The 5262-nt window shown below is 35.3% G+C and carries 9 protein-coding genes; all 9 read right to left on the bottom strand.

Annotation, left to right across the window (positions count from 1 at the left end):
• A partial coding sequence (locus tag AC27E9_RS19125; RefSeq protein ID WP_487132904.1) for a hypothetical protein occupies positions 1 to 254 on the bottom strand: 254 nt, incomplete at its 3' end.
• A gap of 90 nt (positions 255 to 344) precedes the next feature.
• Positions 345 to 788, bottom strand: coding sequence for a hypothetical protein (locus AC27E9_RS19120; protein WP_487132903.1), 444 nt, complete (start codon positions 786 to 788; stop codon positions 345 to 347).
• A 139-nt stretch (positions 789 to 927) separates the two neighbouring features.
• On the bottom strand, positions 928 to 1110 hold the full coding sequence (locus AC27E9_RS19115; protein WP_487132902.1) for a hypothetical protein: 183 nt from the start codon (positions 1108 to 1110) through the stop codon (positions 928 to 930).
• Between the two features lie 96 nt (positions 1111 to 1206).
• The gene (locus AC27E9_RS19110) at positions 1207 to 1653 is read right to left on the bottom strand and encodes a hypothetical protein (protein ID WP_487132901.1); all 447 of its coding nucleotides are present in this window, start codon (positions 1651 to 1653) and stop codon (positions 1207 to 1209) included.
• Positions 1654 to 1792: 139 nt separating this feature from the next.
• Complete coding sequence (locus AC27E9_RS19105; RefSeq protein ID WP_487132900.1) at positions 1793 to 2257, bottom strand: hypothetical protein; 465 nt, start codon at positions 2255 to 2257, stop codon at positions 1793 to 1795.
• A 139-nt stretch (positions 2258 to 2396) separates the two neighbouring features.
• Entirely contained in the window at positions 2397 to 2681 is a 285-nt protein-coding gene (locus AC27E9_RS19100; RefSeq protein ID WP_487132899.1) for a hypothetical protein, read from the bottom strand.
• Positions 2682 to 2797: 116 nt separating this feature from the next.
• The gene (locus AC27E9_RS19095; RefSeq protein ID WP_487132898.1) at positions 2798 to 3154 is read right to left on the bottom strand and encodes a hypothetical protein; all 357 of its coding nucleotides are present in this window, start codon (positions 3152 to 3154) and stop codon (positions 2798 to 2800) included.
• Between the two features lie 113 nt (positions 3155 to 3267).
• Positions 3268 to 3669, bottom strand: coding sequence for a hypothetical protein (locus AC27E9_RS19090; protein WP_487132897.1), 402 nt, complete (start codon positions 3667 to 3669; stop codon positions 3268 to 3270).
• Between the two features lie 406 nt (positions 3670 to 4075).
• Complete coding sequence (locus tag AC27E9_RS19085; RefSeq protein WP_487132896.1) at positions 4076 to 4519, bottom strand: hypothetical protein; 444 nt, start codon at positions 4517 to 4519, stop codon at positions 4076 to 4078.
• Positions 4520 to 5262 lie beyond the last annotated feature (743 nt).

The following is a 5262-nucleotide window of genomic DNA, read 5'->3' as shown; positions in this document are numbered from 1 at the left end:
TTTCGTGGCTGCCCGACCGCAGAAAACAAGAATTCCCACGCAGCGCGACACACCAAACCATGAATTTTTGAGCCACTTAAATATATAGTGACTTTGCCACCAAACCTAACTTGGCGAAAAACTGTTGAGCCAAAAGCTAAAACAGCATTATTGGTAAATAAGTTACCAAAACAAAGAGTCGGCAACAAGCTCCCTAACCTTTGTAAAGCACCAGCCGAAAACATTAAATTTAATAGAATTTGCGGCTGACGCATAACGCCCTGTTAAGGGGCTTATAATAGTTGGCTAAAATTGTGAGCGAAGCGAAACCAGCCAACTGTTAGAAGTCCCGCTTGAACAGCTTGTTATGTGTCTGATTTACCAAGCCTATATTGTTCTATACTACCAGCGACAAAACAAATGCCAACATAAAACCAAACGGTGCTTGCTACTATTTGCCAAGTATCTAAACCTGAAGGCGTTACAAATGTAGGAACTGCAATTAGACCACGTAATAAGCAAAGCGCTGCAATGGTAATTAAAGCTGATTTGAGCAGAGGAACTTTGCGAATTAAACCAACCGCTGAAAAAGCAAAAATAGTACAAGCAAACATTAAACTTGCAACGATTATTGTGCCAATTGGAGCAAGTAAAGTTCCTTGAACCGCAGAGTCGATAACTTGTTGAGGTGCCCGAGCAAATGCAAACCAACTAGGGCCGCCCAATATACAGAGTAGGTGCCAGATTGAAGAAGCAGAGGCTATAACACCTGCACTAATTAATAATTTGGATTGGATACTAAAACTCAATGCTAACTCCATTTTGCACTGGCACATAACGCCTACTTAAGCGGAAAAATATAGTTGGCTATAATGTTGAACGGAGTGAAAACAGCCAACTGTATTTTTTCCGTTTGAAGTTCTTGTTATATTTTGCTGCTAATACGGACTATTTACATTCGATTAAAAGAGTATATGAAACGACAAAACCATTAAACCAAGTATTAGAGTTTATAGAAATCAACTCCCAACCGTCTTTACCAATCTCATCAAGTTGATTGTTAAGGGCATCTAAATCAACAGAACCAAACCCCATATATTTTCTTTTATTAAATTCTATCACTTTTCTCATTTGCCACACTCCTTGTTGATGAAAAATATAACGCCCATTTAAGGGGCTGAACACAGTTTGCTAAAATTGTGTAGCGAAGCGAAACCGAGCAAACTGTTAGCAGTCCCGCTTTAAATTCTTGTTATGTTTTTGAATTACCTTACTAAATACGAAGAACAATGTTAAGAATAAAAATAAATTTGAAAACACATTGTAATAACGCATACCAGCTAACGGCTGAAGTAGCACATTAAAAGTAGGCAGTTTATTTAATATAAAAAAAACAAAAACAGTAGCACCTAAATAGCTGTAAATATAAAGCCGTTGATGACCCAATTTATTAATTGAAATAGAGCAAATAAAAGTAAAAATTATAATTAATGGAAGCTGAAGCCAAATAATAAGTAGAACGGTTTCTAATGATTGATTTAGACCATTTTTGCCAAAGACAAAAGTTGTGAGGTCTGCGTAAAGCAACACCCAAGTTTCGTTTACAATAGTTAACCACTCACCATTTAAAAATATTGATGTAGCAATCCCTAAAATGATCACCAGAAATTTCAATGTTCACCATCCTTGAGAAAAACATAACGCCACGCTAAGCGGCAAAAAATTGTTGGCTAAAATAGTGAACGTAGTGAACAAAAGCCAACTGTTTTTTGTCCGTTCTTGAGCGCCTTGTTAGGTGTATATTACACCAATACTAAGAACCTACATTTTCATTTGTTTTTATAAAAAGATGCATAAGAGCAAATAACATGAAATGGCAATCCTCTTTATTTACACCTGTAAAGTTTGCAATATAAGTGTGACTTGACGCTAATGGGTTTGTAGATATAACTATTTCACCAAAATCGTTACCTTTAATTTTTACAGGATAAATTGAGGTTGTTATACCTTTACCATGAGGCTTTAAGATCACAATATCATTTGATGAGTAAATAGAAAGCTCAATTGGAAAACTACCTAATAGTTTCTTGTTGAGTTTAACTTCCCTACTTTTAAAGCGTACAGGGGTGAATGAATTATTGTAAATGAATTCATCTTCGCTTTTTAATTTAAAGCCATTATCGTTAATTAGCTCATATTCACCACCAATGTTCGTTTCGAACTCATAGTGATTTCTTTTAAAAGCGTGACGCGTAATATTGATACTTGCACTATTCAATGAGGCTACCTCTGATTTCCTTATACACCTAACGCCACATTAAGCGGCTAATAACAGTTTGGCTAAAATAAGTGAGGCACGAACGGAAAGCCAACTGTTATAAGTCCGTTTGAATGCCTTGTTAGCAGTAAATTGCTGATTAGGACTCTTTTACGCATTTAAAACGAATTTCAGTTTTAGGAAAGTTGCCAAATATATAAGGGGGTTTTGCGTCAATAGTTTCTAAAACCTTAACAACTTTCTGTGATTTTTGACATTGCGCATATGCCTCTTTCATTGCTTCGGCTTTAAGAGTGCCCATGCCAGAAAAGCCTGTAGCCGCCTGACGAGAAACCATATAAGTTTCACCGCCCATTGGAATTATGCCAGAATTTTGTGCACAACCAGCCAAAAGAATAACTAACGATAAAATTGAATACTTCACGAGATGATAACTCCTTTTACTGCTAACGCCTTGCTAAGAGGCGAGTAATAGTTGGCTTAAAATGTGAAGCGAAGCGGAACCGAGCCAACTGTTACGAGTCCTGCTTGAGCAACTTGTTAGGTGTTACCTTCACCAATCAATTTATTACCCTTTACACCAAGGTTACAGTAAAAACCGATAGTATAAATATCAGAACCTTTAATCACTTCCCAATCACTAGATTGATGAATAGGCATGTGAAGCATAACAGAAGATTCCGTATCAAAAAGATTGAGATTAATTTGAAATATTTTACGATGAACCTTTGCCGGATCATCTATAACTTCATGGATCGACGATAGTAGTTCATTTTCAAATTTATAACACCCATCTTCAGCATTGATTGCAAACGATGCGTAAAGCTTATTGTAGGCATACAGCCTTAAATGCACTTGCATGTAACCTAAATCTATACCTTCCATTTGCCCCGACACTATAAGTACACCTAACGCCTTACTAAAGGGCGCATAAATGCTTGGCTAAAATTAGCGACGAAGGAGCGCAAGCCAAGCGTTTTGCGTCCTTTTGAGTAACTTGTTAGCAGTACTTACCACCATTTGTCGAGCAACTGAATTCTGTTGTGAATTTCTGTTAACTCTGTTGCGTAACCTTTGGTTCTAAGTGTGAATGAACCAACTCCTAGGCTATCTTTACATTGAATTACCGTAATTAATTCTGAACCTGATTTTGAAAATGATATGAGTGGGTTCTCGCTCAAATCCCTTAATGTCACAGAGCCAGAATCTTGTTCTATCAATTGAAATATTGACTCTTCAAACCAATCCCAAACTTTACACTCGAACCAACATTCTTTTGCTGTAAAGTCAGCTTTTTGGTAAGGCATATTCCATGACACAATTATATCGAACGCAATTGATGGCAAGTGATCTTCTACACCCGAAACATCAAGTTGTAATTCGAGTTCATTGTTACGGATAAGATGGAACATACTTTCCTTGTACTGCTAACAGCTTATTAGTAGGAATTAGGTTCACTTTCTACAAGTGTCCTAAAATCCACTTTGTTAAAATATATACTTACGCTATTTCTTTTATTCCAAAGAATCAATAACTAATCTTAAAAATCAAACATATCTTGTGTGAAAGCAGGAAAAATGCACACTTTCTTTTGTGGAAAGGAGGAAATAAGGCTTTCTGTATATAAATACAGTGGCATTTATAGATAAAGGATTTTTATTTCTTTGTTATTTCTAACGTACAGAGCAGGCAAAGGTTAAGCAGAATACTTTACATTAAATCTAATTCGATATTGAACATAGCATTAAATATCGGTGTACTAAATAAAGTACACCGATTACAAGTGTTCAAAAATACAAATTCAGATTGCTCAAGTTTCTACGCCTCTACATGACTTGGTTCTTCAAGGTCATTAGTATAAAAAGCGGCATAACCAAGCGTGCAGAGTGAGAAGTATATTGTTAGCAGTACAAATGTGGTGCTAAAAACAATATGGGCAGATGACATTATTGAATTCACTGAAAAATAACAAAACAAAACAGCTAACGGTAAACTGATAACCGCTTTAAACAAATTTTGATTTTTAATAAAATTATCAGCCTCGCCTGAACTAAGCTCGTTTGTATAGTATGCACCGTAAGCAAGAGTACTGATGAAAAAAAACAATGTCATTAGTACATAGATTACTTTAAACAAAATAAGCCCTGACGACATCAAAAAATTTTCTGCAAATAACACTAATAAAATAGCTATTGGTGCGCAAAATAAGGTTCTAAATAAATTTTCGTTATCTACTATTACATCATTGTTAACTTTACCCATTCAACTTCCCCTACAAAAAATATTAATTATTATTGTTAAATTGATAGCATCAATTTTTTTATTGTTGTTTATTTAACCACTACCAGCAACAATTTAAAACTAAAACTTAGGTTTTTTAATATGTTAATAAGTTAGTTATCAATTCATAAGGTTAACTAGCACCATTACGGTATGCCCCAACCCATCATAATACGTCACTAAAATTCAACTTTAATGCTGTAACTAAAACACTTAATAAGTCCAATTGAGCTCCTACGTACGAATTATCATTTTGTGATAAAGATGAAACAAAGTTTGAAATCTGTTTCAAGTACTTTGCTACAAGCCCTAACACTTGTTTAGTTTTTTAAATTCCACAAAAGCGAAAAGCCCGTTACTGTTGTTATGGGCTTTTCTAAATATGATGGTGAGCTAAGAACTTGAATACTACAAAAAGAAATAGCACCGCAAACCCTAGGTTTGTATTTTATAACTCTGAAAAGCAAAAACCCGCTAACCTTTCAATTAGCGGGCTCCTTTAATATGGTGTGAGATAGAGATTTGAACTCTACCAATAGATATTGTGCGACAAACCTAAAATTTTCTTTATTTCAAGTAGCAAAAAGCCCGTCACTAACATAACGGGCTTTTCTTAATATGGCAGTGAGATAGAGATTTGAACTCTACCAACAGGTACTGCGCTACAAACCCTAATTGTTTTTAAACATACAGAAAGCAAAAAACCCGTCACTTACGTAACGGGT

The sequence above is a fragment of the Colwellia meonggei genome, from assembly GCF_057537295.1.
This window is presented reverse-complemented; position numbering and strand designations above follow the sequence as displayed.